The sequence below is a fragment of the Leisingera sp. S2M4 genome, from assembly GCF_055398055.1.
Window position 1 is genome coordinate 255,514 of sequence record NZ_AP040862.1, and the last position, 25,631, is coordinate 281,144.

The following is a 25,631-nucleotide window of genomic DNA, read 5'->3' on the forward strand; positions in this document are numbered from 1 at the left end:
GACGGTCAGATGTGAACGTAAAGATCGCTGCCTTCGACCGAGACGTCGAAGCGGCGGGTCTTTACCGTAGGATCCACCAGGAATTCGCCCGAGCGGATGTCGAACTCCCAGCCGTGCCAGGCGCAGCGGACAATCTCGCCCGCCCGGTCATAAACGAATTCGGTTGAATCAGTTTGCCTGGTGGTGCCGCAGACTGGCCCCTCGCACAGTGCCGCACCCTTGTGCGGGCAGATATTGAGCAGCGCATGGAAACCGTCCTCCAGCCGGAACACGCCGATCGGCATGTTGGAGACTGTGACGATCTTGGCCGCGTCCTGAGGAACCTCATCGGCCTTGCAGGCAAAATGCTTGGTTGTCATCTCCGGGTCTCCTTATTCAGCGGCCTGCGCCGCCGGGCGCGGCAGGCGGGTGTAGACGTCGAGTGCATTGAGGCCAAAGATCTTCTCGCGCCAAGCCGGCGGCACGTGCAGCTTGTTGACGTCGTCGTAGTCCCAATGCGGATAGTCCGAGGCGAACATCAGAGTGTTCTCGCCGTCCATTGCTTCCAGCGCTGCCCAGAGGTGCTGGATGTTTTCCGGCTGTTCGAGTGGCTGGGTCGAAAAACGGAAGTGGTCCTTGAAATATTCCGACGGCAAGCGCTTCAGCCACGGCGTTTCCTTGCGCAGCGCCTTGTAATTGGCGTCCAGGCGCCACAGCACCGACGGCACCCAAGCCACGCCGCATTCGATCACGACCACTTTCAACGAGGGCCACTTTTCGAACACGCCGTTGGCAATCAGGCTCGCCATATGGGTCATCGCGGTCTGCGGAAGGATTGCGTGGGTTTCCCAGAAAAAGGTTGAAGGGCCGGCACCAATCGGGGTGGAGTTGACGCCCCCCTGCCCGCCCAAGTGCATGGCGAAGGGCAGGCCCATTTCGGCGCAGGCCTCGTAGATCGGGTGATAGAATGGATCACCGTAGGGACGTGCCGCGCCGTGGCTGACCAGAACCTGCACAATGCGTGGGTGGCCGCCCAGGCGACGGATTTCAGCGGCGGCCAAATGCGGGTCCTGCGGCGCCACCACGATCGAGCCCCAGAACCGGTCGTCCTTTGGCAGCCAATAGTCGATCAGGTAATCATTGTAGGCCTTGCACAGCGCGTTGGCGTAATAAGGATTGGCCAGCGTGGAGGCTTCGATCGGTTCGTCACCAGTCAGGATCGCCACGTCGATATTGTACTTATCGAGGTGCTTTGCCTTCATGATCAGGTAGTTGTCATCTTCTTCCACCGGGTTGACGTCATGACGGGCGAAGCCTTCAGGATGGAACCAGGGGCGGTGGCCATGCGGGAATGCACCGCGCGGACCAGTCCGTTCTCCGCGAACGAACATGTCCTTGAACAGGCCTTCCATGTAGGGTTCCAGAACCGTGGCGCTGCACCAGTAATTGTGGCAGTCGCAATCGACGATAAACATGTGCTTCTCCTCTCGCTTGTCCAAGCCGGACGGGCTGTGGGCAGTCTCTGAGGCGCAGTGATAGAAACTGATCGAAGGCGAATAAATGCAATTGATACACATCTTTTAATCGGAAATAGTGATTGAATGAATCGTCAGCTGCTCCTCACCTACATGGATGTTCTGGAAACCCGGAACTTCAACCGCACCGCCGAAAGGCTGAACGTCACCCAATCGACCGTCAGCGCACGGATCCGGCAGCTGGAGGACGAACTGGCCACGCGGCTGTTCGAGCGCGGCCGTGGCGGGGCTGATCCGACAGCAGCCGGGCGGCGGTTTGAGACACATTGCCGATCCCTTCTGGCGGCATGGAGCCTGGCCAAGCGGGACGTCTCCGCCGGTAGCGGTTTGGCGCGGCCGCGTCTTCGGGTTTCAGTCCAGTTCACGCTGGCCCAGCCAGTCCTGGTCGATTGGGCAAAGCAGATACGTGGGCAAGTGCCCAAGCTAGACCTTTATCTGGAGGCAAATTTTTCGCAGCAGATCCAACGTGATGTCCTGACCGGTGAAACCGACGTGGGAATCGTTTTTGCACCGCAGCAGTTTCCCGACGTGCACGTGGCGGAATTTGGCGCCGAAAACTACGTGATGATGTCGACCGACTGCTGCAGGTTGATTGAAGTCGACTGGACCCGATACATCAAGGTGGCCTACACCTCCTACTTCGACCGTCAGCACGACGAGTTGTTTCCAAATCTGCTGCATGTTCCGACAGTGGTTGGCAGTGACGATCTGGCGTCCGGTTTTCTAAAGGCAGACGGCGGCACAGCCTATTTTCCCAGCCTGTCCGCCCCCAGCCTGATGGAGACCATTCCCGGTCTGCACCTGGTGGAAGGAGCGCCCGTCATACCGCAGCCTTTGTATTCCATTGTTCACAGCCGCAAACGCCACGATCCGCTTGTCGCGCAGGCCGTTCTGCTCTTCCAGAAGCTGATCCAGGCCCGAATAATCGAAAGTTTCGATTAAAGAGGCATTTCTGGTGCATTTTACCGGGCGGGGTGCCGGGTATCTTCCCACGAATTCAATCGTGGAGGTTCCCGCACCATGCTCGTCGCTACCGATAGCCCGTTTTCGCTGAGCTCAGCAAACTCTCAACCCTGTTATTCAGGCGGGCCTGCAACCCTGATCTGCAAGGCCGTGATCGATGAGACGCACGACAGCAAGACCTTTGTCTTTGAAGACAGTCAGAGCCGCAGCTTTGACTTCAAACCCGGACAGTATGTCACCTTCAGCTTCCAAATCGCAGGTAAAGCCCATGTTCGGGCCTATTCGATTTCCTCCACTCCGACCCGGCCGCACAATATCCAGGTAACCGTCAAGCGGGTACCGGGCGGGCTGGTGTCGAACTACCTGAACGATGAAATTCGGCCTGGCGCCGAAGTGGAAATTGCCGATATCTCCGGCAGCTTCAATTGGATAGACATTTCCTGCGAAAAACCGCTTCTGCTGTCGGGCGGCTCCGGCGTCACCCCGGTGATGTCGATGCTGCAGTACATCACCGATGTGACCCTTCCCAAGGATGTGGTCTTTGTACATTTCGCCCGTTCCCCGAAAGACATCATCTTCCGTGACCAGTTGGAGTTCCTAGGGAAGCGGTTCCGGAACGTGACCGTGCATCTGGTAGTGGACTCGGCGGATGACCCTTCCTTTACGGGTGAGACAGGGCAGATATCGGCGGAGCTGATGCAGAGGCTGGTGCCGGACCACGCTGAGCGCAGCATCTTCATGTGCGGCCCGGAGGGGTTCATGAAAGCGGCCCGTGCGGTTGCCGACAAGATTCCCTTTGCGGCGGTCCACGAAGAGAGCTTCGGCGAGAAGGTCACTATCGAAGAAGCCTCCGGCACCGGCGGCGAGGTGTTCTTTTCTCTCAGCGGCAAGAACGGCCACTGCGCCCAGGGCGAAACGCTGCTGGAAGCGGCGCTGAATGCCGGTGTCTGGATCGATTCCGCCTGCCAGCAAGGGGTCTGCGGCAACTGCAAGGTGGTGCTGACCCAAGGGCAGGTCGAAATGCAGGACATGGGCGGGCTGCAGCCGGGCGAGGCCGAGGCTGGCTATGTACTGGCCTGCTGCAGCTGGCCCAAAGGCGCAGTCGCACTCGACGCGTGAGAAGTCACAGCGCTTACCCGCTCAGAGCGGAGGCGACGCGGCACAGCCCCTTGAACGGCACGAAGATGGTCAAACCACGCATCTAGAACCATAAGGGAGGAACAAGTATGTCCAATATAAAAAGGAGGATAAGGGAACCCTTAAGAGTCCTCCCGATCAAGACGGCTGAGAAAGGATTTTACTCCGGCTTCAATGTCGACGTCACGGTGACCGGCAAACTGGCGGTCGGCGGGTTGGTGCTCTGGGCCGTGGCCTTTCCGGAAAACGCGGGCTCGGTCCTGGCCGGGGTCAACAGCTTCATCCTGACTCACTTCGCCTCTTGGTACATTCTGGTAATGGCAGCTTTCGTGCTTGTCTGCATCGGTTTGGCGCTCTGGCCTGCTGCAGGGCGATTGAAAATCGGCCGCTACGACGACAAACCGGAATTCTCGAGGTTTTCCTGGTTCTCCATGATGTTCGGTGCCGGGATCGGGGTCGGCATGCTTACATGGGCCGTGGCCGAGCCTGTCTACCACTTCCAGAACAACCCGGATGTCATTCAGGGCTTTGCCACCGCGGCAGGCCCGGACAATATTCTCAACGCCTACAAATGGTCCTACCTGCACTGGGGCTTCTCGGCATGGGCTTCTTATGCAATTGCCGGGCTGGCATTGGGCTTTTTCGCCTACCGTCGCGGGCTGCCGCTGACCATCCGTTCGGCGTTGGCCCCCTTGTTCGGAAGTCGCCTGTCCGGCTGGACCGGACATCTGGTCGACATCGTTGCGGTGATCGCCACGATCTTGGGAGTGGCTCAAACGCTGGGCTTCGGGGTCGAGCAATTCGTGGCTGGCATGGCACGCATCGGCGTCGGCGGCTGGTTGCTAAACGGCGAAGGCACCGCCTCGGCCACCGGTATCATCGTGGCGTTGGTGATCATCATGGGTGCGTCCACGTTGTCGGCGCTTTCCGGAGTGGGCAAAGGCATAAAATGGCTGTCAAATCTCAACATGGGACTGTCGATTTTCCTTCTGGTTTTCTTTCTCGTCTTTGGTGCTACCGGTTTTGGTATCTACGCGCTTTTCGTTGGCCTGTGGCACTATGTTCTGGCGCTACCTGACCTGCTCTTCACCATCTACAAGGGCGACGGCAGCGGCGGTGTGACCGACAAACTGGAAGCCTGGCAGGGCGGCTGGTCGGTGTTCTACTGGGCTTGGTGGGTGGCCTTCGCGCCCTTTGTGGGCCTGTTCCTGGCGCGGATCTCGCGCGGGCGCACGATCCGCGAGTTTGTCCTTGGCGCGGTCATCGTTCCGGCACTCATGTGCTTTGTCTGGTTTGCCTTTGCTGGCGGAACGGCGATTGAATTGGAGATATCCGGTGGCGCCAACGGCACGATCTTTGGTGCCTCCGATGGGGACAAGATCTTTGCCATGACCAATTACATGCTCGGCGACATGCTCGGGTGGATCATGGCCGTGGCGATCGTGGTTCTCCTGATGACCTACCTAGTCACCACTGCCGATTCCGCGGTGCTGATCGTGAATACGATCAACGCCGCAGGCGACGAAGGCCCCAAAGCCCGTCCGCATATCCTCTTTTGGGGTGTAGCGCTGAGCCTCGTGGTGGCAGCACTGCTGCTGGTCGGCGGCCTGGATGCGATCCGAACCGCGATGGTGATCGGCGCGCTGCCGTTCTCGCTGGTGATGGTGCTGATGTGCGTTGCCCTGATCAAGGCGATTTTGAATGACAGTATCCGCGCGTCACACGGTGAGCCAACGGCCTTCCCGGAGCGCGGTTCTTAAGCATGTACCGCTGGGCTGCCTGCCATCAGCTCAGCGGGTTTCATGCCGACCTTACACTAGGTCCCAAAGTACGTTGATGGGTCAGCGACATTTGCGCACTCGGCCTGTCGACTAACTGAAAAGGCAACATGACCTCGAACATGGCGACGGGCTGCGTTGCAGCGGGTCTTTATAGCCAAACATGCGACTGCAGAGCGCTACGGGGATTTCCGCGAACCCATATCAGAGTGCGGCAACTTAGCGGTCGCAGTATTTCGGACGATGTGGAAAATCCAGCCACCCTTCACGGGCGCTTTGAAGACGGGTGCCCTGCTCGCGGTGCCCTGAAAGAAACACTCAGCTTGACTCCTCGCAACTATTCCCCTTACCGTTCGTATAAATGGAATTCAAAACCGCATAGTAGAATTTAGGGAGGAGACCTAATGAAAGCCCTGCTAGCATCCACCGCGGCGGCACTCTGCTTGGCAGCCGCGACAATCGCGAGCGCCGACACAACGCTGATTCTGGGAGAAGCCGGCCCGAATCGGGGCGCCCGGGCCGCAGCATTGCAGTCCTTTGCCGACGACGTAACGGCGCGCACCAACGGCGAAGTAAATATCGACATTCAATGGGGGGGAGCGCTGTTCAAAGCCAATGCCGCCGCACAATCCATTGCCGATGGGGTGGCGGACCTCGGCACGGTCATCGCAGTGTATTTCCCGCAGGAAATGCTGAGCTACAGCTTCGCCGACCTGCCGATGCGCAATGAGGATGCCTGGGTCGGAATGCGCGCGACGGACGAGTTGATGCGGACCTCCGACGCGATCACGAAAAGCCTGGCGGACCAGAACCTCGTATACATCGGCACTTTCACAACCTCGGCAGTGAACATTGCGTGCAAGGACGTGGCAATTCGCACGGTCGAGGATATTTCCGGTCTGAAAGTCCGTGGCGTCGGCGCATATGGCGACACCTTCCGCGATTTTGGTGCAAACATGGTCGCGATGCCGATCTACGATGCCTATCAGGGTCTCGACACCGGGTTGCTGGATTGTTCGCAAGGCTACTCCTACGCCGTTGCCGCGCTGAAGCAACAGGAAGTCATGACCAGCTACACCCTGCTCAATTGGGGTCAGGTCGGTGCCTTGGGAATTTTCATGAACAAGGATGTGTACGACTCCCTCGACGCCGAGACCCAGTCCGCGATGGCTGATGCCGGTATCGCGATGGCCGACAAACTGGGTGAACTGATTACCGCGGCCAATGACGCGGCCTTGGAGACAATGAAGGACGCCGGTGTCGAGGTCGTCGACTTGCCAGCGGCAGAGCGCGACAAGCTGGTTCAGCAAGGCAAGCAATACGTTGATGAATGGGTCGAGCGTGCGAATGCGGCGGGGCTCGACGGCACGTCGCTGTTGGAACAATACCGCACGCTTCTGGAAAAATATGCCGAAGAGCGTGACAGCCAAGGCTATCCCTGGGCGCGCGGCTAAGACCAGCTGCACATATCTCCGCGGCGCAAGACCGGCGCCGCGGCACTTCCCTTCATACTATTTCGACGGAGTTGACCGATGTTGCGTCGCGTTGAAAAGCTATTGCTCGACTTGGCGGTTGTCGCCGTTGTCGGCCTTGGCGCGTTGATCACAGGCAGCGTATTCCTGCGGGCCGCATTCAATTCCGGCATCCCGGACACCATTGTGATCGTGCGCGAACTGATGGTCGCCGCGATCGTTTTGCCCCTGGCAGTGGCAACACTGGACCGGGCGCATATCGTGGTGGAGTTTCTCAGCAAAATGATGCCCCTCCGCGTGCAGGACTGGCTGCTCGTCGGTGGAAGCGCCTTTGGTCTCTTTGCCCTCTCCCCCCTGATCTACTCGGGTTGGCGCGAGGTTGCCCATACCGTCGAAAGCGGCGCCTTCTTCTTTGGTCAACTCAACCTGCCAAAATGGCCGGGTCGGGTGGTTTTCCTTGTCGGAATTTCCTTCTGCTGGCTTCGGCTGCTGCTAATGGTGATCGGCGACCTTCGCACGATCCGCGCCGGTGGCAGCGTGGTTTCCCCGGCTCAAGAACATGAGGAGAGCGTCTGATGGACGGCACCGTCATCGGCATCGTCGCCTTCGCCTGTGTCATCGGCTTGCTTGCGGTCAGGGTACCCATCGCCTTTGCACTTGCCGGAGTCGCCACAGTTGGCACCTTTGTCATCTTTGCGTTTCGCACCGGTGCCTTCGCACCTGAACGGGCGCTGAAACCCACGACGTCATTGGTTTTTTCCAATTCCTTCGACCTGATCCATTCTTACGATCTGTCCATGATCCCGCTGTTCATCGCGCTTGGCCACATTGCCTATCGCGCCGAGATCACGACGAAGATCTATCAAGCTGCCCGCGTGTGGCTGGCGAGTGTGCCCGGTGGTGTCGCGATGGCCTCGGTTGTCGGCTGCGGCGGGTTCTCTGCGATCACCGGATCGTCCATCGCCTGTGCCTCCACTATGGGGCGGATCTGTTCGCCAGAGATGCTGCGCATGGGCTATGACAAGCGGCTTGCCACTGCCAGCGTCGCCGCGGGCGGGACGCTCGGATCGCTCATCCCGCCTTCTGTCCTGTTCATCATCTACGGGATTTTCACCGAAACCTCGATCAGCGCCCTGTTCCTCGCAGGCATACTGCCCGGCCTCATTTCATTGCTGGGTTTCGTTCTCGTCATCTTCCTCTGGGTGCACCGGACACCAGAAGCGGCGCCGAGGTTCGAAGGGCAGATCACGATGCGGGACCGGGGCCGGGCCGCGTTGGATTCCTGGCCGGCGATTGGCCTCTTCGTTATCATTGTTGGCGGTATCTATGGCGGCATCTTCACGGCGACCGAGGCGGCTGCGGTCTGCGTATCCGCAGCAGTCGCCATCGGTTTCGCGCAAGGCAAGCTGGATCTCCGCGGAGTGATCGAGTCCTTGCGCGAAACCTGCATTCAGACCGCCAGCATTTTCCTGATTGCCGCTGCGGCCAAAATCTTTGTCGCCTTCATCGCCTTGACCGGGGTCGCCCCGAGCATCGTCAGCGCCGTGACAGACGCGCAGCTTTCGCCAGTCATGCTGCTGGCGGCCATCGCGGTGATCTACCTGGTGCTTGGCATGTTCCTGGATCCCATCGGCATCATGGTGCTGACCTTGCCGCTGATGATCCCGCTGGTGGAAAATTACGGCTTCGACCTGATCTGGTTCGGCGTCGTTGTCATCAAGCTGCTGGAGATCGGTCTGATCACGCCGCCGGTTGGGTTGAATGTGTTCGTCATCGCAAACGTTGTGGGCAAGGACGTGTCGATCGACAGAATATTCTCCGGAATCCTGCGATTTTTGACAGTTGACGTGATCGTTCTGATCCTGATCATTGCCTTCCCGGTCATTTCGCTGCTGATCCCGAACTCGATGTAGACCGGGATAACAAGGTGATGAGGAACACTATGCCCGACGAGATTGAAACCGATAGAAGGTTCGCGACCACACTGGCGCGCGGCTTGAGCGTCTTGCGGGCATTCCGGCCATCCGACGATGGCCTGGGCAATGCCGATATCTCGGAGCGTACCGGTATTCCCAAATCCACGGTGTCGCGGCTGACCTTCACCTTGCAAAAGCTCGGCTATCTCACCCATGCGCGGCGCCATGACCGCTATCGCCCCGGCCCCGCGTTGCTGGCGCTCGGCAACATGGCAAGCGCATCGATCTCCTTTGTGGATCTGTCATCGCCGCTGATGCAACGGCTGGCGGATGAGACAGGCACCCTTGCCCTGTTGCTGGTGCGAGACGACGGCAAGCTGCTGATCGTCAAGACATGGCGGCCACGGGGGGTTGCCTCGCTCTGGCTTGAAGTCGGGCATCGGCTGCCATTCAACGGAACATCCTCCGGCCATGCACTGCTGGCCTCGACCTCCGAAGAAGGGTTCGATCAGATCGTGACCGCGGCAGATGGCGACCGCGGCCTGACCCGCGAGCGCGCAACGGAAATTCGCCGCACGGCGCATAATCAGCTTGTGACCACAGGTTTCGTCGTCACCGATCCCGATGAATATTTTGCCTCCAACATCCACGCGGTGGCCTCCCCGTTCTATTCCCGCGACCTGAGCGAACCGGTGATATTCACCTGCGGCGCCCTGCCCGAAATGCTGTCCGTGCCCCGGATGCGTACCGAGGTCGGCCCAAAACTGCGTGAAACCGTGCAAGAGCTCGAACGGATGATGGGCCAGGGGTTTTCAAAGACGAATCGAGATCTGTGATGGTTTAAAATACCGCATAGTGGAATTCAGTATCGCATATTGAAATTAATAGATGAATCGGTTATCAAGTGAATGAACCAAGGAAAGGCAAATTGATGGGATCGGTATCCTACGAAAATGTTGGCCGGGTGGCGGTGGTCACTGTCGACAATGCTCCGGTCAACGCGCTGTCACAGGCCATCCGACACGGCCTTTCTGAAGCTTTCGCGCGCTTTCAGTCTGACGACACGGCCGCTATTGCGGTGATTGTCGGGGCTGGGCGGATGTTCATCGGGGGGGCCGATATTTCCGAATTCGGCAAGCCGCCGCAAAGCCCCAGCTTGCCGGACGTGATCAGCCAGATCGAAGCCTGCGACAAACCCGTTGTCGCCGCCATTCACGGCATGGCACTGGGCGGCGGGCTTGAAGTGGCCCTTGGCGCCCATTACCGCATCGCATTGCCCGGCACGCGGTTGGGCTTGCCTGAAGTTAAGATTGGCCTCATTCCGGGCGCAGGCGGCACGCAGCGTCTGCCGCGTATCGTCGGGATCGACGCTGCCCTCAGAATGATCACCAGCGGGACGCCGGTAACCGTAGGCGATGCGCTTGAGACCGGGTTGATCGACCAGATCGGCGATGGCTGCGACATTCGCGAGGCGGCCCTTGCCTACGCGCACTCACTGCTGGAGCACAGAGCCCCGCCCCGCCCGATCAGCGGCATGCCCCGTGCCACGGATGAGGAAGGAGCCCTTCAAAACTGGCGCACGAAGCTTGAACACTCCCTCCGCGGCGAGGTGGCTCCGCTGGCCGCGGTTGAAGCGGTCGAAGCCGCGCTCGGGAAATCCTTTGCCGAAGGGCTGAAGGAAGAGCGCCGCCTGTTCCAGAACTTGATGGACACGCCCCAACGCAGTGGGCTGATCCATGCGTTCTTCGCCGAACGCGCCGTATCGAAATTACCGGAGATCGCTGACGTTGCGCCTCGTGACATTGCAGGTGTCGGCATTATCGGCGGCGGCACCATGGGAGCGGGCATCACCACCTCGGCGGTTCTGAACGGCCTCGCAGTGACACTGGTCGAACGCGACACCGAGGCCGCGGAAAAGGCCCGCGCGACCATCGCCAGAAACCTCGACGCCGCCGTGAAGCGCGGCAAGATTGGCAGCGACCGACGTGACGAGATTCTTGCGAGCTCCCTCAAGACCGTTGCCGATTATGGTGCCCTGTCCGACGTCGGCCTGGTTATCGAGGCCGTCTTTGAAAGCATGGATGTGAAGAAAAGCGTGTTCGCCGCGCTGGACGAAATTCTGCCGCGCGGCGCGATCCTTGCGACGAATACCTCCTACCTCGATGTCAACGAAATCGCCGCCTCGACCTCGCGGCCCGAAGACGTCATCGGCCTGCATTTTTTCTCGCCCGCACATGTCATGAAGCTGCTTGAGGTCGTTGTTGCCGACAGGACCGCGCCGGACGTGGTGGCGACCGCATTTGCGCTTGCGAAAAGGCTCGGCAAAACCGCCGTGCGCGCAGGTGTCTGCGAGGGTTTCATCGGCAACCGCATTCTATCGCATTACCGCACGGCGGCCGATCACATGGTGCTGGACGGGGCGAGCCCCTATCAGATTGACAAGTTGCTGACCGATTTCGGCTTCGCCATGGGCCCTTATCAGGTCTCCGACCTCGCAGGCCTCGACATCGGCTATGCCACCCGGCAACGCAAGGCGGCGGACGCCCATCCGCGCGACCGCTACCCGGTCTTCGCCGATGCGCTCTATCATAAAGGCTGGCTGGGGCAGAAAACCGGCCACGGCTACTACATCTACGAAGAGGGCAATCGCGCAGGGCGACCCGACCCACAGGTCGAGCAAATCATCGCGCAGGCCCGCAAAGAGACTGGCACCAGCCCCCGCACCTTCACCGATGATGAGATTGTCCGTCGTTATATGGCCGCGATGGTCAACGAAGGTGCGCGCGTGGTGGAAGAGGGCATCGCGCAGCGCCCGCTCGATGTGGATGTCGTGTTTCTGTATGGCTACGGCTTCCCACGCTGGCGCGGCGGACCGATGAAATACGCCGACATGCGTGGCCTCGACAGCATTCTCTCCGACATCCGCACATTCGCCGAAACCGACGATCACTTCTGGTCACCCGCGCTGCTGCTGGAACAGCTCGTGGCCGAGGGCCGCAATTTCGACAGCCTGAACCAGCGCTGAAAGGAACCCAACATGTCCAACGCCGTTATCGTTTCCATCGCCCGCACGCCCATCGGCAAAGCCGGGCGCGGCACCTTCAACATTACGCATGGCGCAACCCTGGGCGGGCACGTCGCGGCGGAGGCCGTGAAACGCGCAGGGATAGACCCGGCGCTGATTGAGGACAGCGTCTGGGGATGTGGCTATCCGGAATATGTCACCGGCGGCAACATCGCACGCCAGATCGTGATCCGCGCAGGCCTGCCCGTCAGCATCGCGGGGACCACCGTAAACCGCTTCTGCGCCAGCGGTCTGCAAGCCGTGGCAATGGGCGCCCATTTGATCAACAACGAGGGGGCCAAGGCCGTGCTGGTGGGCGGTGTTGAAAGCATTTCGATGGTGCAACCACCGGTCCGACATTCACGCGAGTCCTGGATCGAAGCGAACAAGCCAGATCTTTACATGACGATGATCGAGACCGCCGACATCGTTGCCAAACGATACGGGATCAGCCGCGATGCGCAGGATGAGCTTGGCCTGCAGAGCCAGCAACGCACCGCGGCAGCGCAAGAGGCGGGCCGCTTCGATCAGGAGATCGCCCCGATCACCGTCACCATGGCGCGGAAGGACAAGGAAACCGGCGAAGTTTCAGAGGTTGAGACAACCATCTCGCACGATGAATGCAACCGCCCCACGACAACGCTGGAAGCCCTGCAGAAACTGGAGCCCGTGCGCGGACCCGATGAGTTCATCACCGCCGGCAATGCTTCGCAGCTCAGCGACGGTGCCGCCGCGCTGGTGATGATGGACGCCAAAGAGGCCGAACGTCTTGGGCTGACCCCTCTGGGTGCGTTCCGCGGCTTTGCAGTTGCGGGCTGCGAGCCTGACGAAATGGGCATCGGCCCGGTCTTCGCGGTGCCCCGTCTGCTGGAACGTCAGGGCGTCAAGGTCGACGACATCGACCTTTGGGAACTGAACGAAGCCTTTGCCAGCCAGGCGCTCTATTGCCGCGATACGCTCGGCATCGACAATGACATCTGCAACGTCAACGGCGGCTCGATCGCTGTGGGTCACCCGTTCGGCATGACCGGTGCGCGGATGACCGGACATCTGATGGTCGAAGGGCATCGTCGCGGGGCGAAACTTGGCGTCGTGACGATGTGCATCGGCGGTGGCCAGGGTGCCGCCGGCTTGTTTGAAATCTACTGAGAAGGATCGCCCGATGGACCTGAATTATACCGACGAACAAAAGGCGTTCCGGGATGAAGTGCGCAGCTACCTGGCCGAAGAGCTCCCTGCCCGGCTCGTGAACAAGGTCAGGCTCGGAAAAACTCTGACCAAGCAGGATCACGAGGAATGGCACGCGATCCTCAACAAACGGGGCTGGCTTGCCGGAAACTGGCCCAAGGCGTTTGGCGGGGCCGGTTGGGATGCGGTCCAACGCCATATTTTCGAGGATGAAATGACCCGGGCCTCTGCGCCCCGTATCGTACCCTTCGGCCTTGGGATGCTTGGCCCGGTGTTGCAGAAATTCGGCTCCAAGGCACAGCAGGACTACTATCTGCCACGGATCCTGAGTGGGGAAGACTGGTGGTGCCAAGGGTATTCAGAACCCGGCGCAGGGTCCGACCTCGCCTCGGTCCGCACGACTGCTGAACGCGATGGCGATCACTACGTGGTCAATGGGCAAAAGACCTGGACGACCCTTGGCCAGCACGCCAACAAGATCTTCTGCCTCGTGCGCACCTCGAAAGAGGGCAAGCCGCAAGAGGGAATCTCCTTCCTGCTGATCGACATGAACAGCCCCGGCGTCAAAGTGCGCCCGATCGTGCTGATCGACGGTGAGCCCGAGGTGAACGAGGTGTTCTTCGATGACGTCCGGGTTCCGGTCGAGAACCGTGTAGGCGAGGAAAACAAGGGCTGGACCTATGCAAAATACCTGCTGACCCATGAACGCACCAATATTGCAGGCGTGGGTTTTGCAAATGCCGGTCTGGAAAACCTGAAGCGCATCGCACGGCTCGAACAGGCAAACGGGCGCCCACTGATTGAGAACCCGCATTTTGCGGCGCGGATCGCTCGGATCGAAATCGACCTCATGGCGATGGCAACGACCAACCTGCGTGTCGTGTCCAAAGCTGCGGCGGGTCAGGCCCCCGGTGCCGAAAGCTCGATACTGAAGATCAAGGGCACCGTCATCCGTCAGGAAATCAACGCGCTCACCCGGTCGGCCGTTGGGCCCTACGCAATGCCCTTCGCCTCGGAGGCGTTGGAAGACGGCAGCAATCTTGGCCCCGTGGGCCCCGACTATGCCGAAGGCGCCACTGCGCAGTACCTCAATAACCGAAAACTGTCGATCTTTGGCGGATCGAATGAGATCCAGCGCACGATCCTCAGCAAAGCCATTCTGGAACTGTAAGGACAGACCATGAATTTTGAACTGACAGAAGAACGCCAGATGCTTCAGGACGGTCTGCGCCGGTATCTGCGGGACAGCTACACGCCATCCATCCGGGCTGAACTCAAAGAGTGTGACCGCGGATATTCCCGCGATATCTGGTCCGGTCTTGCAGAGATGGGCGTCATCGGTGCGTTGTTTGCCGAAGATGACGGCGGTTTTGCCGGGTCCGGGTTCGACATTGCCGTTGTGTTTGAAGAGCTTGGCCGGATTGGCGCGGTTGACCCTCTGATTGACACGGCCATTCTTGGTGGCGGCCTGGTGGCAGCCCTGGGCAACGACGCACAGAAGCCGGTCATCGACGCGGTGATTGACGGTTCAGTCCAGCTTGCCTTTGCCCATGGCGAACCGGCGAGCCGCTATGACCTGTCGCGCGTCGAAACCTCGGCGATCCGCGATGGCGACGGGTATGTCCTGAACGGGCGCAAGGCCGTGGTGGTCAATGCCCCCGCTGCCGATCAACTCCTTGTCAGCGCCCGCACCTCCGGTGACGCGGCGGATCGGGACGGGATCAGCCTGTTCCTAGTATCTGCGTCCACCCCGGGCTTGACGCTGCGCAGCTACCCGCTTGTCTCCGGTGGGCAGGCCGCGGAAGTCCTGTTGGAAGATGTCCGACTGGGCAGTGACGCCCTGCTGGGCGACGAAGGTGGTGCATTCGAGGCTATCACCCACGCTCAGGCGCGCGCCACGCTGGCGATCTCCGCCGAGGCGCTTGGCCTGATGGAAAGCATCCGGGAGTTGACCACCGACTACCTCAAGACCCGCAAGCAATTCGGAAAACCGATTGGCAAGTTCCAGGCGCTGCAACACCGGATGGCCGATGTTCTGATCGAGATCGAACAGGCGCGCTCGGCCGTTATCAACCTCGCCGGGCACATCGATCACCCTGAGGAGATCCGCGAAAAGCATGTGAGCGCAACCAAGAACCTGATCGGCTATGTCGCCAAACTTGTTACCGAAGAAAGCATTCAGATGCACGGCGGCATCGGCATGACCGACGAGTACGAGTTGGGGCATCTCGCCAAGCGGCTGATCATGGTCGATCACCGGTTTGGCGATGCAATCTATCACCTCGACCGTTTTATCTCGCTGGCCGTGGCTTGATCCATGACGGCGGGCGATCTGATAAAAGACGAAACCGGCACGCAGCGGCTGATCGGCTATGTCATTGACGTCGGACAACCCGACAAGCGTGCTCGTTGCACGCTGTCGGTGACAGATCATCACCTCAATCGCCACAATGTCCTGCACGGTGGCATCGCCACGACGATGCTGGACAGCGCCATGGGCGCAACCGCCAGCCTGTCGGTTGACCCAAGCGGCCGCGCACCGTTCCTGACCGTCTCGCTCACCACGCAGTTCGTCGCTGCTGCGACCGAGAAATCAAAACTGATCGCAACCGGTGAAATCGTGGGTGGTGGCCGTTCATTATTGTTCGTGGATGGCGAATTGCGGGACGGGTCGGGTCGGCTGATCGCCACGGCAACGGGTGTATTCAAGCGCGTTCCAGCGGACAAATTGGACGCACCGAAAGGGAGTGACGGCTGATGCATGAGCTTGCCCGTTGCGAAGACCATGGTGATCACCTGATTGTTGTCAATTCGAACACCTCGAAGCGTAACGCGCTGTCGCCGGACCTCTATCGCGTTTTGGTCGATGGACTAGACCTTGCGGCGAGAGAGCCCCGCATCGCCTCGGTCGTCCTGCGAGGAGAAGGCGGATATTTCTGCGCTGGTGGCGACCTGAGCCTGCTTGTAACCCGCCGGGAGATGTCCCGAGATCAGCGTCTCGCGCGAATTGAAGAACTGCACGACGTGATCCGCGCGGTCCTGAATTGCCCGAAACCGGTGATCGCCGCCGTCGAGGGCGGCGCGGCTGGCGCCGGTGTATCGCTTGCCTTCGCCTGCGACATGATCGTGGCTGACCGGGATGCGACATTCACCGCCGCCTATGTCAAGGCCGGACTGGTCCCCGATGGTGGCCTGACCAGCACATTGGCCGCGCACCTGCCACGCGAGTTGGTGATGCGCATGACCTTGCTGGGGGAGCCGGTGACGGCAGAACGCCTGTTCAGCCTTGGGGCCATCTCGCAGATTGAACCCGCGGGCAACGTTGTCCCGGCCGCGCTTGCGCTGGCCGAGAGGCTGGCCGCCGGGCCATCCGGTGCCCAGGGCCGCATCAAAGCGCTGGTCAACAGCGCACATACGTCATCCCGCGTGGAGCAGATGAACGCTGAACGCGATGCAATGGCGGATGCCATTGCTGCCGCGGAAGCCGCCGAAGGCATCACCGCATTCCTCGAAAAACGCCGTCCTGACTTTACCAAAGCGCGAGGCACCACATGACAGATCCGACCTTCGACACCGCCGTTACTCGGACCTATGGGTGCCGTCTGCCCATTGTCGCCGGTGGCCTGATGTGGCTCTCGGATGCGTCCTATGTGGCTGCCGGTGCCAATGCCGGCATCATGTCCTTCCTCACGGCGGCCAGTTTTCCCGAGCCCGCCGACCTGCGCGCCGAGATCGCGACGTGCCGAAAGCTCTGCGGTGATCGCCCGTTTGGTGTGAATGTCTCAATGCTGCCCAAACTGGTCGAAGGCGAAAGGATTGCGGACACTTTCCGCCTGATCGCGGATGAGGGCGTGCGCTTTGTCGAAACCTCGGGGCGCAATCCCGAAGCCTTCTTACCGTTCCTCAAGGACGCTGGCATCCAAGTTCTGCATAAGGTGCCAAGCGTGCGCTACGCGGTGAAGGCACAGCAAGTTGGGGTCGACATGGTCTCCATCGTCGGCGCGGAATGCGGCGGCCACCCCGGGCTCGATCTGATCGGAAGCATGGTCAACCAGGCGCTGGCCGAACGTCAGCTCGACATCCCCTTTCTGATCGGCGGTGGCATCGGTGCCGGTAGCCAGATCGTCTCGGCCCTGGCCTCCGGCGCTGCGGGCGTCGTGATCGGCACGCGCTTTTTGGTGTCCGAGGAAATCTCGGCGCACCCGCAATACAAGCGGGCCTTGGTGGCAGCCAACGAACGAGACACGGCATTGACGATGAGCAGCGTGCGCAACACGGTCCGCACGCTCAGCAACGAAACGACCGAGATCGTGCGGCAGCTTGAGGCAGATAACCCCGATATCAGCATTGCCGAACTGATGCCTTATGTGTCCGGCGCGATTGGCCGCAAGGCATATGAAACCGGCGACGTGTCGCGCGGGATGTTGTCCGCAGGACAGGCCCTGGGCCTGACCGACGCCATCGCCCCGCTGGCAGACATTGTCGCCCAACTGGAACAAGAGGCAGGTGTCGCGCTGGCGCGCCTGCGCCCCCAATCCCTTGCAACGCAACGCGCAGAGGTGCTGGCATCATGACCGAAAACAGCTTCCGGATTCATCATCTTGTCGAGGAGAGCGCGCGTGCCTATCCCGATGCGATTGCCCTCATAGATGGCAGCGGCCACCAGGTCACATACACTGAATACCAGGCGGCGATCGCCGAAGCCGCCACCTTGTTGCAAAACCGGGGCGTGCAGCCTGGCGACCGCGTCGCGATCGTGGCTGAAAACTGCATCACGACGGCGGTCTTCATTTTTGCGGCCAGCATCGTCGGGGCCTACGCGCTGCCAATCAATGCGCGGATGACCGCAACCGAAATCGCCCGCGTGATGGCGCATGCAACGCCGCGCGTGACTGTCTTCACAACCGAAGCCTCCAAAGAAGCCGCAGCACATGCGGAAACCGCGCGCGCTGAACCGCAGGAAGCTTCTTTTGGGAGTTTCGCCATCGCCGTCACCGGTGCCAGCGCCCCGGAAGTGGTCGAGGGCGGCCCGAACGAAACCGCCGTTCTGCTCTACACGACCGGCACCACTGGCGACCCCAAAGGGGTGATGCTGACACACGCCAACCTGCGCTTTGCCGGCAGGGCCTCGGCCGAACTGCGCGGCATGAGACAGGACGACAGGATCTATGGCGTGCTGCCGTTGACCCATGTTTTCGGGCTTGCTTCTATGCTGATGGCCGCCTGCGGTATCGGGGCGACGATCCAGCTTGAACCCCGCTTTCGTCCGGACGCCCTGTATGCGGCGCTGATGGACAAAGCCACCGTTCTGCCCGCGGTGCCGCAGATGCACGCCCTGCTGATGCAATATGCCAAGGATCGGGGGCTTACACGGCTCGAAAACAGTAAATTGCGCTATGTTTCCTCCGGCGCAGCCCCCCTTGATCCGGCATGGAAACGCAAGGCCGAGGCTTTCTACGGGCTGCCCTTGCAGAACGGGTACGGGCTGACGGAAAGCACCGCAGGCGTCTGCAGCACCCGCAATCCTATCGGATCTCCGGATATCAGTGCGGGCTTTGCGTTGCCGGAGACAGAAATCCGGCTCGACACCTCGGTCGGCGCGGAGGGCGATCCGGATGCCGGTGAAATTCTGGTCCGCGGCCCGCAGGTCATGAAGGGATATTTCAGGAACCCGGCAGAAACCGCACGCGCCATTGACGCAGACGGATGGCTGCGCACCGGTGATCTTGGAAAGATGGACGAGGCGGGCAATCTGCACGTTGTGGGACGCTGCAAGGAACTCATCATTCGCGGCGGATTTAACGTCTACCCGCCCGAGGTCGAAGCCGCGTTGAACGACCACCCAGACGTGATCCAGTCAGCCGTGATCGGCAATTCCGTCAACGGCGACGAGGAAATCCTCGCCTTTGTTCAGTGCGCTGATCCGGCGGCGCTGGACCAGGAGGCACTCGCCGCCTTTGCTGCCAATCGTTTGACTGGGTACAAGCGGCCATCCCGCATCATCCTGACAACCCAGCTCCCGGCTGCGCCGACAGGCAAGATTCTGAAACACAAACTGCTGTCCGTTTTCGCGGACCAGCTGGCCCGACCCACGGCAGAGGGATAGCGCAGGTGGTGAATGACATGAATGGTTCCAACCCCGGCCGGGATGAAAGCCGCCGCCAGAAAACGACCGAAGGTCGTCCTGCTTCACGGACCCTTTCGTTGCCTGCACCGAACCCGAGGCGCATGGCGGCAACGCGATGTCCGCAGAATTTCATGTCATTCGGCATTTGCTGATGCCTTGAAACCGTGACCCCCGATGAAGGCACCCACGATGTCCACGCGCTGTTCCTCAGGCGCGCAACCACCGGCCTTCAGTCGTTTCATCAATTCCAAACAACAACTTGGAGACCATGCCCATGAAGGTGCTCGTGCCTGTCAAACGCGTGATCGACTATAACGTGAAGGTTCGCGTCAAAGCGGATGGAAGCGGTGTCGATCTTGCCAATGTAAAAATGTCGATGAACCCCTTTGACGAAATTGGCGTCGAAGAGGCGATCCGTCTCAAGGAAGCCGGCAAGGCAGACGAAGTCGTCGCGGTGTCGATCGGGGTCAAGCAAGCCCAGGAAACGCTGCGCACCGCACTTGCAATGGGTGCCGACCGCGCCATCCTGGTTGTCGCCGCCGATGATATCCATACCGACATCGAACCGCTGGCGGTGGCCAAGATCCTCAAGGCGATCGTCGAAGAAGAGCAGCCGGGTATCGTTCTGGCGGGCAAGCAGGCGATCGACAACGACATGAACGCGACCGGCCAGATGCTGTCGGCGCTGCTGGGTTGGTCGCAGGGCACATTTGCCTCGAAGCTCGACATAGAAGGCGATCACGCGCTGGTCTCCCGCGAGGTCGACGGCGGGTTGCAGACGATCAAAGTCAAGATGCCGTCGATCATCACCGTGGATCTACGCCTGAACGAGCCGCGCTATGCGTCGCTGCCTAACATCATGAAAGCCAAGAAGAAGCCGCTGGATGAGAAAACCGCGGCCGATTACGGCGTCGATGTCACCCCGCGCCTTGAGATCGTCAAGACCGACGAACCCGAGGCCCGCCAAGCTGGTGAAATCGTAGGCTCGGTCGACGAGCTTGTTGCAAAACTCAAAGACGCGGGGGCTGTGTAATGGCTGTTCTTCTTCTCGCCGAAGTCACAGATGGCGAACTCGTTGTCGACGCGACCGCAAAGGCCGTCACCGCCGCTACCAAACTGGGCGAAGTGACCGCGCTTTGCTGCGGTGGGTCTGCCGCTGCCGCCGGAGAGGCCGCCGCCAAGATCGACGGCATTTCCAAGGTGCTGGTCGCCGAGGACGCCTCGCTGGGTCATCGTCTTGCGGAATCCACCGCTGCGCTGATCGTGTCGCTGGCTGATGCGTATGAGCACATAGTCGCCCCTGCCACCACCGACGCCAAGAACATCATGCCACGTGTCGCAGCCTTGCTTGATGCGATGGTGATCTCGGATGTCTCGGGCGTTGTCGATGGTAACACATTCGAGCGCCCGATCTACGCTGGCAATGCCATCCAGACCGTCAGGTCCTCGGATGCAAAGAAGGTGCTCACCATCCGGACCTCGACCTTTGACGCGGCTGGTGAAGGTGGTTCGGCCCCGATCGAGAGCATTTCGGTGGCGGACAACCCGGGCCTCTCCGAATGGGTCGAAGACAAGGTCGCGGCAAGTGACCGACCCGAGTTGACCTCGGCCGGTATCGTCGTCTCGGGTGGGCGTGGCGTGGGCAGTCAGGAAGATTTCGCCCTGATCGAGAAACTGGCTGACAAGCTCGGTGCCGCCGTTGGTGCCTCGCGGGCCGCCGTGGACTCGGGCTTCGCCCCGAACGACTTGCAGGTCGGTCAGACCGGCAAGGTGGTTGCCCCAGATCTTTACATCGCCGCAGGTATCTCGGGCGCGATCCAGCACCTTGCCGGTATGAAAGACTCCAAGATCATCGTTGCGATCAACAAGGACGAAGAGGCGCCGATCTTCCAGGTGGCTGACTACGGGCTTGTCGCCGATCTGTTTCAGGCCGTGCCGGAACTGACCGAGAAACTGTGACATTCGCGTGACGGCGACGGAAAACCTCTTTCTTTCCGGTCCGTTTCCCGGACAATTTTACATCCGCCTCGCGCGGTTGAACGCTGCCAATATAAAAACAGAGCCAGGCGGGCCGAGAGGCCCGCTTGTCTGATTCAATACACGTCGCTATCGGCCTAGGCGGCATTAACGCAACACACAATGCCGTCTGGAACGGCAAGTGTCGGCCAGTCAGCCTGTTAAAGGCCGCAGGGAAGAACACCGATTACATCGGCTCGCGGGCGCCGCTACGGATCTTACCATTACTCAGTTGGCTGCTTGCAGATCGTGGTTATGGCGCGGACAGGTACAGAGGAGCGCCAAGCGACAAAGGGTTTCGCGTCTGTATCCCGGATCGAAAGCAGCGCAACACTCCGCGTAGGTGTACAAAGGAATTCCTGTCAGCCAGCACGCCCGCAGCGTTGGTCAACTATCTCTTCGGTATGCGACCTGCCCCTTGTGGCATGTCCACGTTTCCCGCCTGTCGGCATCGCCTCTCTTCACCGTCTCGAACAGTTGCTTGCGGCCTTGCAGGACCGCGTACCAGAAGGAAGAGAGCATGGCCGCCACGTCCGGAAAAACGTCAGCCGCGATTGGCTGGACCTTTATCGCCACCATAATGGGCATCGTTGCAGAGTGCCCAATGCTCCGACAGGTCATGCTGCGGTCGCGGATCTTGCGCGTAACAGAGTTGCCCTTGCCCGCTTACGTCGACTGGCGGTCCTGAATGGCAGATCTGGGAATTTTGGGGAGGAGGCGTTGCAGCCGGCAAGTGAAGGCCTTTGCGCAGAGCCGAGGCGCGCGCGCTGGAATAGACCTTATCGATGCGGAGGTGATCGCCCGCTTCTTCGCATTCCGGCCCGAAGCAGGCCGCAGCGCTCACCGCCGTTGCCGGAAAACCGGCCACCATCGCGAAAGCGTTGTGTAAGATCAGTAAGAAGCGGGTGGCTCCAACGACCTGACAGTTAAAGTTACCAACAAGATCTGACGCCGCTGACACAACAGTAGCGACTTGAACCAACTATCCCGGCCCCAAGTATCTCAATTGGGCCCGGAAATTTGTGCCAAGTGCGCGTGGATGATCAACTGGCCAGTCTCTGCCTGACGCCGTCAAGCCAGCCCGCGTCCATTTGCGGAACCGAGGCCAGCAGCCGTTTCGTGTAATCCGACTTCGGCGCGGCGAAAATTTGCTGCTGCGCACCGGTCTCCACGATCTTTCCCCGCTGCATGATGACGACCTGATCGGCAATTGCCTCAACCGTGGCCAGATCGTGGGTGATGAACAAATAAGTCAGCCCCAACTCATCCTGCAGCCGCAACAACAGCCGCAAGATCCCTTCCGCCACGAGCTGATCAAGCGCGCTGGTGACCTCGTCGCAGATAATGAACTCCGGCTCCGCCGCCAGGGCCCGCGCGATGCCGATGCGTTGCTTCTGTCCACCTGACAGCTCGGGAATGCGGCGATCAAGGAAGGTGGCCGGATCCAACTCGATCAGTTCCATCAATTGGTTCACCCGCGCCCGCAGCGCAGATCCGCGCAGACCCAGGAAGTGCCGCACAGGTCGCTCCAGTGTCTCGCGCACGGTATGACGCGGGTTCAGGGCAGTGTCCGCCATCTGGTACACCATCTGGATATGGCGAAGCGTGGCGCGGTCGCGCTTCTGGTAGGGGCCGGGAAGGGGTCTATCCTGCCACAGAACCTCCCCTTCTCCGGGCGGCAAGACGCCGGCAATCACCTTGGCCAAGGTCGACTTTCCCGATCCGCTTTCGCCAACAACCGCGGTGGTCCGGCCTTTGGGGAGGTCGAGGCTGACACCATCCAGTACCTTGGTGGTTCCATAGCCTGCACTAACCCCGCTCAGTGACAGGACCGTCTCCGTGGCGTTCGTATCGCGTCGGGGTCGATCCAGCGCCCGCACGGCCCACAACGACTTGGTGTAGTCCGCTTCGGGCGCCTCCAACATCTTTCGCGTCTGCGCCGTTTCCACCTCCCGGCCATGTTGCATCACCGTTATGCGATCGGCCATCTGGCTGACAACGGCCAGGTCGTGCGTGATGTAGATCGCCGCCGTGTCATAACGTTCGACAATATCGCGGATCGCGCCCAGAACTTCGATTTGGGTTGTTACATCCAGCGCCGTCGTCGGCTCGTCGAAAATGATCAGGTCAGGTCGGCACGCCATCGCCATGGCCGTCATCGCCCGCTGCAACTGGCCGCCTGACACCTGATGCGGATAGCGAAAACCGATCTGTTCAGGGTTCGGCAGCTGCATCTGGCGGTAGAGTGCGATGGCGTCGGCCTCGGCCGCGGCCCGCGCGGCGGTGCCATGCAGCAATGGTGCCTCGCAGAACTGGTCGATCAGCCGGTGCGCCGGGTTGAAGCTGGCTGCCGCGGACTGCGCCACATAGGCAATGCGGCGGCCGTGCAAATCTTGCAGCGTCGCCGCGCTGGCCTGCGCAAGGTCGATCCCGTCATACAGGATCTCGCCCGCGGTGATCGCTACCCCGTCGCGGGTGTAGCCCATCGCCGCCAGCCCGGCTGAACTCTTGCCCGCGCCGCTTTCGCCCACCAGCCCCAACACCTCGCCCCTGTTCAGGCTCAGGTCCAGACCGTGCAAAATGGTGGTGCGCTTCCCCTTCGGCCCCGCCTCGAGCCGCAGGCCGCGGATGTCCAGTAGCTTGCTCATGGGCGTGTCCTCAGCTCTTCAGGCCGCTGGCGCGGTGCAGCATCCAGTCGACAATGAAATTGATGGCAATGGTCAGCAGCGCGATGGCTGCTGCCGGGATCAGCGGGGTAATGTCGCCAAAGGTGATCAGCGTCGCGTTTTCCTTCACCATCGAGCCCCAGTCAGCGGTGGGCGGCTGAATGCCGATACCAAGGAAGCTGAGCGCGGCAATGAAGAGAAACACGAAGCAGAAGCGCAAGCCAAACTCTGCAATCAGGGTCGAGGAAATGTTCGGCAACACCTCGCGGCGCAACAACCACAACGTCCCCTCCCCGCGCAGCTGGGCGGCCTGGATGAAATCCTGGCTGACCACATTCATTGCCGCGGCGCGCGACAGGCGAAACACCGGCGCGATGTAGATCACCGCGATAACGCCCACCATGTTGGGGATAGAAGGACCGACAATGGCCAACAGCATCAGCGCAAGGATCAGCGGCGGAACGGCCATCAGCACATCGATCACCCGCGACAGGATCTGGTCTATCCAACCGCCCTTCAGCGCGGCCACCATGCCCAGAGCCGCGCCTGCGGTGAAAGCGATGCCGGTAGTCAGCAGCGCCAAACCGACGGTATTGCGGGCGCCGTAGATTATCCGCGACAGCATGTCCCGGCCCAGGTTGTCGGTGCCGAGCGGGAAGGCGGCGCTCCAGGGTTCGTATTCGACCCCGACGATTTCGGTTTCCCCGTAGGGCGCCAATAGCGGGGCAAACACCCCAGTGACCAATACGGCAGCCAGGATCAGCATTCCCAGCAACGCGGTAGGCGGGGCGGATTTGAAGGTTTTCACGTCTGCGCTCCTTTATCGTGCGTGCCGCAGGCGCGGGTTGGACAGGATCGACAGGATGTCGGCCAGCACATTCAGGGTGATGTAAGTGCCGGCAAAAAACAGGCCGACAGCCTGCACGACCGGGAAATCGCGGCTGGCAACGGCATCGACCAAGAGCTGCCCCAAACCCGGGTAGGAGAACACGACCTCCACCACGACAACACCGACGATCAGGTAGGCGAGATTCAGCGCCACCACGTTGATGATCGGTGCCAGCGCATTGGGCAGCGCATGCAGTACGATGACCCGCCAGCGCGGCACGCCCTTCAGCCGGGCCATCTCGATGTAAGGGGCCGCCAGCACATTGATGATGGCCGCGCGCGTCATTCGCATCATGTGGGCGATGACCACCAGGATCAGGGTCAGCGCAGGCAGAAAGCTGCGGTAGAGCGCATCGCCAAAGGAGGAAGCCTCATCGATGCGGGCGAGCGTCGGAAACCAGCCCATGCGGATCGACAGGAACAGAACCAGCAGGTAGGCCACAAAGAACTCCGGCATCGAGATCGCACCGAGCGCGCCGACATTGACGCTGCGGTCGAACAGCGAATTTCGCCACAGCGCGCTGAGCAATCCCAGCAGGATCGCGACAGGAACCGCGAATACGGCGGCATAACAGGCAAGGAACATGGTATTTGTCAGGCGCGTGGACAGCAAATCCGCAACTGTCCGCTGCGACGCCATCGAGGTGCCAAAGTCCCCCTGCGCGGCGGCCGCCAGCCAGTCGAGGTAGCGCAGATGCGCAGGCTGGTCCAAGCCGAGTTCGGCGCGGAAGGCGGCCAGCGTTTCCGGTGTGGCGGACTGGCCGAGGATCTGTTGGGCGAGATCACCCGGCAGCAGTTCGATGCCGACAAACATCAGCGCAGAGACTGCCAGCAGCGTCACGGCGCCAAGGGCCAGTCGGCTGAAGATCAGCTTCATCAATGGGGGCAATTCAAAGCCTCCT

The 25,631-nt window shown here is 60.7% G+C and carries 22 protein-coding genes and 1 pseudogene; 18 read left to right on the forward strand and 5 right to left on the reverse strand.

What is annotated here, in order from left to right; genetic code table 11:
* Positions 1–5 precede the first annotated feature (5 nt).
* Positions 6–359 carry a Rieske (2Fe-2S) protein gene (locus ACZ52D_RS17495; RefSeq protein WP_369925807.1) on the reverse strand — a complete coding sequence of 118 codons (354 nt, stop codon included), beginning with the start codon at positions 357–359 and terminating at the stop codon, positions 6–8.
* 12 nt (positions 360–371) lie between these two features.
* On the reverse strand, positions 372–1,454 hold the full coding sequence (locus tag ACZ52D_RS17500) for an amidohydrolase family protein (RefSeq protein ID WP_464443553.1): 1,083 nt from the start codon (positions 1,452–1,454) through the stop codon (positions 372–374).
* 126 nt (positions 1,455–1,580) lie between these two features.
* Between ACZ52D_RS17500 and ACZ52D_RS17505 the strand changes: the two genes are divergently transcribed.
* From ACZ52D_RS17505 to ACZ52D_RS17590, 18 genes and pseudogenes are all read left to right on the forward strand, one after another.
* Positions 1,581–2,456 carry a LysR family transcriptional regulator gene (locus tag ACZ52D_RS17505; RefSeq protein ID WP_464443554.1) on the forward strand — a complete coding sequence of 292 codons (876 nt, stop codon included), beginning with the start codon at positions 1,581–1,583 and terminating at the stop codon, positions 2,454–2,456.
* 171 nt (positions 2,457–2,627) lie between these two features.
* Positions 2,628–3,596, forward strand: coding sequence for an FAD-binding oxidoreductase (locus tag ACZ52D_RS17510; protein ID WP_464443555.1), 969 nt, complete (start codon positions 2,628–2,630; stop codon positions 3,594–3,596).
* Positions 3,597–3,703: 107 nt separating this feature from the next.
* Positions 3,704–5,374 (forward strand): BCCT family transporter, encoded by a 1,671-nt coding sequence (locus ACZ52D_RS17515; RefSeq protein ID WP_464443556.1) that lies wholly within the window; start codon positions 3,704–3,706, stop codon positions 5,372–5,374.
* A 422-nt stretch (positions 5,375–5,796) separates the two neighbouring features.
* Positions 5,797–6,846 (forward strand): C4-dicarboxylate TRAP transporter substrate-binding protein, encoded by a 1,050-nt coding sequence (locus ACZ52D_RS17520; protein ID WP_464443557.1) that lies wholly within the window; start codon positions 5,797–5,799, stop codon positions 6,844–6,846.
* A 78-nt stretch (positions 6,847–6,924) separates the two neighbouring features.
* Entirely contained in the window at positions 6,925–7,440 is a 516-nt protein-coding gene (locus ACZ52D_RS17525) for a TRAP transporter small permease (RefSeq protein ID WP_464443558.1), read from the forward strand.
* Positions 7,440–8,777, forward strand: a complete 1,338-nt coding sequence (locus ACZ52D_RS17530; protein ID WP_417473809.1) for a TRAP transporter large permease — start codon at positions 7,440–7,442, stop codon at positions 8,775–8,777. The genes ACZ52D_RS17525 and ACZ52D_RS17530 overlap by 1 nt, the downstream gene beginning before the upstream one ends.
* Positions 8,778–8,806: 29 nt before the next feature.
* Positions 8,807–9,616 carry an IclR family transcriptional regulator gene (locus tag ACZ52D_RS17535; protein ID WP_222455561.1) on the forward strand — a complete coding sequence of 270 codons (810 nt, stop codon included), beginning with the start codon at positions 8,807–8,809 and terminating at the stop codon, positions 9,614–9,616.
* Positions 9,617–9,711: 95 nt separating this feature from the next.
* Positions 9,712–11,805, forward strand: a complete 2,094-nt coding sequence (locus ACZ52D_RS17540) for a 3-hydroxyacyl-CoA dehydrogenase NAD-binding domain-containing protein (RefSeq protein WP_464443559.1) — start codon at positions 9,712–9,714, stop codon at positions 11,803–11,805.
* A gap of 12 nt (positions 11,806–11,817) precedes the next feature.
* Complete coding sequence (locus ACZ52D_RS17545) at positions 11,818–12,993, forward strand: acetyl-CoA C-acyltransferase (RefSeq protein WP_464443560.1); 1,176 nt, start codon at positions 11,818–11,820, stop codon at positions 12,991–12,993.
* Positions 12,994–13,006: 13 nt separating this feature from the next.
* Positions 13,007–14,203 carry an acyl-CoA dehydrogenase family protein gene (locus ACZ52D_RS17550; protein ID WP_464443561.1) on the forward strand — a complete coding sequence of 399 codons (1,197 nt, stop codon included), beginning with the start codon at positions 13,007–13,009 and terminating at the stop codon, positions 14,201–14,203.
* A 9-nt stretch (positions 14,204–14,212) separates the two neighbouring features.
* Entirely contained in the window at positions 14,213–15,346 is a 1,134-nt protein-coding gene (locus ACZ52D_RS17555; RefSeq protein ID WP_464443562.1) for an acyl-CoA dehydrogenase family protein, read from the forward strand.
* 3 nt (positions 15,347–15,349) lie between these two features.
* Positions 15,350–15,790 carry a PaaI family thioesterase gene (locus tag ACZ52D_RS17560; RefSeq protein WP_222455556.1) on the forward strand — a complete coding sequence of 147 codons (441 nt, stop codon included), beginning with the start codon at positions 15,350–15,352 and terminating at the stop codon, positions 15,788–15,790.
* Positions 15,790–16,587 (forward strand): oxepin-CoA hydrolase, alternative type, encoded by a 798-nt coding sequence (locus ACZ52D_RS17565; RefSeq protein ID WP_464443563.1) that lies wholly within the window; start codon positions 15,790–15,792, stop codon positions 16,585–16,587. Before ACZ52D_RS17560 ends, ACZ52D_RS17565 begins: the two co-directional genes overlap by 1 nt.
* On the forward strand, positions 16,584–17,606 hold the full coding sequence (locus tag ACZ52D_RS17570) for an NAD(P)H-dependent flavin oxidoreductase (protein ID WP_464443564.1): 1,023 nt from the start codon (positions 16,584–16,586) through the stop codon (positions 17,604–17,606). Before ACZ52D_RS17565 ends, ACZ52D_RS17570 begins: the two co-directional genes overlap by 4 nt.
* Positions 17,603–19,138 (forward strand): class I adenylate-forming enzyme family protein, encoded by a 1,536-nt coding sequence (locus ACZ52D_RS17575; protein WP_464443565.1) that lies wholly within the window; start codon positions 17,603–17,605, stop codon positions 19,136–19,138. The genes ACZ52D_RS17570 and ACZ52D_RS17575 overlap by 4 nt, the downstream gene beginning before the upstream one ends.
* Before the next feature lie 118 nt (positions 19,139–19,256).
* Positions 19,257–19,437, forward strand: a pseudogene (locus ACZ52D_RS17580) (hypothetical protein); the annotation flags it as partial.
* Positions 19,434–20,192 carry an electron transfer flavoprotein subunit beta/FixA family protein gene (locus tag ACZ52D_RS17585; protein WP_464443566.1) on the forward strand — a complete coding sequence of 253 codons (759 nt, stop codon included), beginning with the start codon at positions 19,434–19,436 and terminating at the stop codon, positions 20,190–20,192. The pseudogene ACZ52D_RS17580 and the gene ACZ52D_RS17585, both read left to right, overlap by 4 nt.
* Positions 20,192–21,118: an electron transfer flavoprotein subunit alpha/FixB family protein gene (locus ACZ52D_RS17590; protein WP_464443567.1), complete on the forward strand. Its 927-nt coding sequence runs from the start codon at positions 20,192–20,194 to the stop codon at positions 21,116–21,118. The genes ACZ52D_RS17585 and ACZ52D_RS17590 overlap by 1 nt, the downstream gene beginning before the upstream one ends.
* A gap of 1,100 nt (positions 21,119–22,218) precedes the next feature.
* Here ACZ52D_RS17590 and ACZ52D_RS17595 read toward each other — a convergent pair.
* From ACZ52D_RS17595 to ACZ52D_RS17605, 3 genes are read right to left on the reverse strand one after another with little or no spacing between them, the layout of a single operon-like run.
* Positions 22,219–23,823, reverse strand: a complete 1,605-nt coding sequence (locus ACZ52D_RS17595) for an ABC transporter ATP-binding protein (RefSeq protein ID WP_464443568.1) — start codon at positions 23,821–23,823, stop codon at positions 22,219–22,221.
* 10 nt (positions 23,824–23,833) lie between these two features.
* Entirely contained in the window at positions 23,834–24,607 is a 774-nt protein-coding gene (locus tag ACZ52D_RS17600) for an ABC transporter permease (RefSeq protein ID WP_464443585.1), read from the reverse strand.
* Positions 24,608–24,661: 54 nt separating this feature from the next.
* Positions 24,662–25,606: an ABC transporter permease gene (locus ACZ52D_RS17605; RefSeq protein WP_464443569.1), complete on the reverse strand. Its 945-nt coding sequence runs from the start codon at positions 25,604–25,606 to the stop codon at positions 24,662–24,664.
* Between the last annotated feature and the right edge of the window lie 25 nt (positions 25,607–25,631).

What these genes read in the sequence shown, in the direction of transcription:
- ACZ52D_RS17495 (WP_369925807.1), bottom strand. Translation starts at nt 359, where the DNA reads ATGACAACCAAGCATTTTGCCTGCAAGGCCGATGAGGTTCCTCAGGAC.
- ACZ52D_RS17500 (WP_464443553.1), bottom strand. Translation starts at nt 1,454, where the DNA reads ATGTTTATCGTCGATTGCGACTGCCACAATTACTGGTGCAGCGCCACG.
- ACZ52D_RS17505 (WP_464443554.1), top strand. Translation starts at nt 1,581, where the DNA reads ATGAATCGTCAGCTGCTCCTCACCTACATGGATGTTCTGGAAACCCGG.
- ACZ52D_RS17515 (WP_464443556.1), top strand. Translation starts at nt 3,704, where the DNA reads ATGTCCAATATAAAAAGGAGGATAAGGGAACCCTTAAGAGTCCTCCCG.
- ACZ52D_RS17520 (WP_464443557.1), top strand. Translation starts at nt 5,797, where the DNA reads ATGAAAGCCCTGCTAGCATCCACCGCGGCGGCACTCTGCTTGGCAGCC.
- ACZ52D_RS17525 (WP_464443558.1), top strand. Translation starts at nt 6,925, where the DNA reads ATGTTGCGTCGCGTTGAAAAGCTATTGCTCGACTTGGCGGTTGTCGCC.
- ACZ52D_RS17530 (WP_417473809.1), top strand. Translation starts at nt 7,440, where the DNA reads ATGGACGGCACCGTCATCGGCATCGTCGCCTTCGCCTGTGTCATCGGC.
- ACZ52D_RS17535 (WP_222455561.1), top strand. Translation starts at nt 8,807, where the DNA reads ATGCCCGACGAGATTGAAACCGATAGAAGGTTCGCGACCACACTGGCG.
- ACZ52D_RS17540 (WP_464443559.1), top strand. Translation starts at nt 9,712, where the DNA reads ATGGGATCGGTATCCTACGAAAATGTTGGCCGGGTGGCGGTGGTCACT.
- ACZ52D_RS17545 (WP_464443560.1), top strand. Translation starts at nt 11,818, where the DNA reads ATGTCCAACGCCGTTATCGTTTCCATCGCCCGCACGCCCATCGGCAAA.
- ACZ52D_RS17550 (WP_464443561.1), top strand. Translation starts at nt 13,007, where the DNA reads ATGGACCTGAATTATACCGACGAACAAAAGGCGTTCCGGGATGAAGTG.
- ACZ52D_RS17555 (WP_464443562.1), top strand. Translation starts at nt 14,213, where the DNA reads ATGAATTTTGAACTGACAGAAGAACGCCAGATGCTTCAGGACGGTCTG.
- ACZ52D_RS17560 (WP_222455556.1), top strand. Translation starts at nt 15,350, where the DNA reads ATGACGGCGGGCGATCTGATAAAAGACGAAACCGGCACGCAGCGGCTG.
- ACZ52D_RS17565 (WP_464443563.1), top strand. Translation starts at nt 15,790, where the DNA reads ATGCATGAGCTTGCCCGTTGCGAAGACCATGGTGATCACCTGATTGTT.
- ACZ52D_RS17570 (WP_464443564.1), top strand. Translation starts at nt 16,584, where the DNA reads ATGACAGATCCGACCTTCGACACCGCCGTTACTCGGACCTATGGGTGC.
- ACZ52D_RS17575 (WP_464443565.1), top strand. Translation starts at nt 17,603, where the DNA reads ATGACCGAAAACAGCTTCCGGATTCATCATCTTGTCGAGGAGAGCGCG.
- ACZ52D_RS17585 (WP_464443566.1), top strand. Translation starts at nt 19,434, where the DNA reads ATGAAGGTGCTCGTGCCTGTCAAACGCGTGATCGACTATAACGTGAAG.
- ACZ52D_RS17590 (WP_464443567.1), top strand. Translation starts at nt 20,192, where the DNA reads ATGGCTGTTCTTCTTCTCGCCGAAGTCACAGATGGCGAACTCGTTGTC.
- ACZ52D_RS17595 (WP_464443568.1), bottom strand. Translation starts at nt 23,823, where the DNA reads ATGAGCAAGCTACTGGACATCCGCGGCCTGCGGCTCGAGGCGGGGCCG.
- ACZ52D_RS17600 (WP_464443585.1), bottom strand. Translation starts at nt 24,607, where the DNA reads ATGCTGATCCTGGCTGCCGTATTGGTCACTGGGGTGTTTGCCCCGCTA.
- ACZ52D_RS17605 (WP_464443569.1), bottom strand. Translation starts at nt 25,606, where the DNA reads ATGAAGCTGATCTTCAGCCGACTGGCCCTTGGCGCCGTGACGCTGCTG.